At 69.7% G+C, this 1,609-nt stretch carries 1 protein-coding gene; it reads right to left on the bottom strand.

The features are described from left to right. Window positions 1-1,595, bottom strand: a 1,595-nt coding sequence (locus ACIQK6_RS08295) for an Ig-like domain repeat protein (RefSeq protein ID WP_402694544.1), incomplete at its 3' end; no start/stop codon positions are given. Between the last annotated feature and the right edge of the window lie 14 nt (window positions 1,596-1,609).

Genomic DNA, 1,609 nt, shown 5'->3' with positions numbered 1-1,609 from the left:
TCCAGGGTCACGGTCTGGTTGAGCCCGGCTCCGGTGAAGGTGACGGTTCCGGTGGGGGTGCCGCTGCCGGGTGCGACTGCGGTGACGGTGGCGCACACCGTCACGGACTGGCCGCACACCGACGGGTTGGGCTCCACGGTCACCGACACCGTGCTCGACGCCGGGTTGACCGTCACGTCGAAGAGGCCGTCCGAGCCGGCGAAACAGGAGTCGCCGTTGTAGGTGGCCGTGACCGTGCCGCTGGTGAGGCTGCTGGTGGTCAGGCAGGCCGTGCCGCCGGCGTCGAGCGCCAGTGTCACGTTGAGTCCGCCGGCTCCGGTGAAGGTGACGGTTCCGGTGGGTGTGCCGCTGCCAGGTGCGACTGCGGTGACGGTGGCGCACACCGTCACGGACTGGCCGCACACCGACGGGTTGGGCTCCACGGTGACCGATACCGCGCTGGCTGCCTGGTTGACGGTCACCGGCGTGGTGCCGGTCGATGCGGAGAAGCATCCGTCGCCGTTGTAGACGGCGGTGACCGTGCCGCTGGTGAGGCTGTTGGTGGTGACGCAGGCCGTGCCGCCGGCGTCGAGCGCCAGTGTCTCGTTGAGTCCGCCGGGGCCGGTGAAGGTGACGGTTCCGGTGGGGGTGCCGCTGCCGGGTGCGACTGCGGTGACGGTGGCGCACACCGTCACGGTCTCGCCGCACACCGACGGGTTGGGTTCCACGGTGACCGATACCGTGCTGGCTGCCTGGTTGACGGTCACCGGCGTGGTGCCGGTCGATGCGGAGAAGCATCCGTCGCCGTTGTAGACGGCCGTGACGGTGCCGGTTTCCAGGACGGTCGTGGTCAGGCAGGCCGTTCCGCCGGCGTCCAGAGGTACGGTCGTGTTCAGCCCGGCCCCGGTGAAGGTGACGGTTCCGGTGGGGGTGCCGCTACTGGGTGCCACTGCGGTGACCGTGGCGCAGACCGTCACGGTTTCGCCGCACACCGACGGGTCGGGCTCTACCGTCACCGATACCGCGCTGGCTGCCTGGTTGACCGTCACCACTGTGCTGTCGGTCGATGCGGAGAAGCATCCGTCGCCGTTGTAGAGGGCCGTGACCGTGCCGTTGGTGAGGCTGTTGGTGGTGACGCATGCGGTGCCGCTCGCGTCCAGGGTCACGGTCTGGTTGAGCCCGGCTCCGGTGAAGGTGACGGTTCCGGTGGGTGTGCCGCTGCCGGGTGCGACTGCGGTGACGGTGGCGCAGACCGTCACGGTCTCGCCGCACACGGACGGGTTGGGGTCGACCGATACGGCGGTCGTGCTCGACGCCGGGTTGACCGTCACGTCGAAGAGGCCGTCCGAGCCGGCGAAACAGGTGTCGCCGTTGTAGGTGGCCGAGTACGTGCCGTTGGTGAGGCTGCTGGTGGTCAGGCAGGCCGTGCCGCCGGCGTCGAGCGCCAGTGTCACGTTGAGTCCGCCGGGGCCGGTGAAGGTGACGGTTCCGGTGGGTGTGCCGCTGCCGGGTGCGACTGCGGTGACGGTGGCGCAGACCGTCACGTTTTCGCCGCACACCGACGGGTTGGGTTCCACGGTGACCGATACCGTGCTGGCCGCCTGGTTGACGGTCACGTCCAGTGAGCCTG

It is taken from the genome of Streptomyces sp. NPDC091682 (assembly GCF_044756625.1).
Taxonomy (GTDB): domain Bacteria; phylum Actinomycetota; class Actinomycetes; order Streptomycetales; family Streptomycetaceae; genus Streptomyces.
Note: the sequence above shows the minus strand (reverse complement) of the source record. Positions and strands in the feature narration are given on the sequence as shown.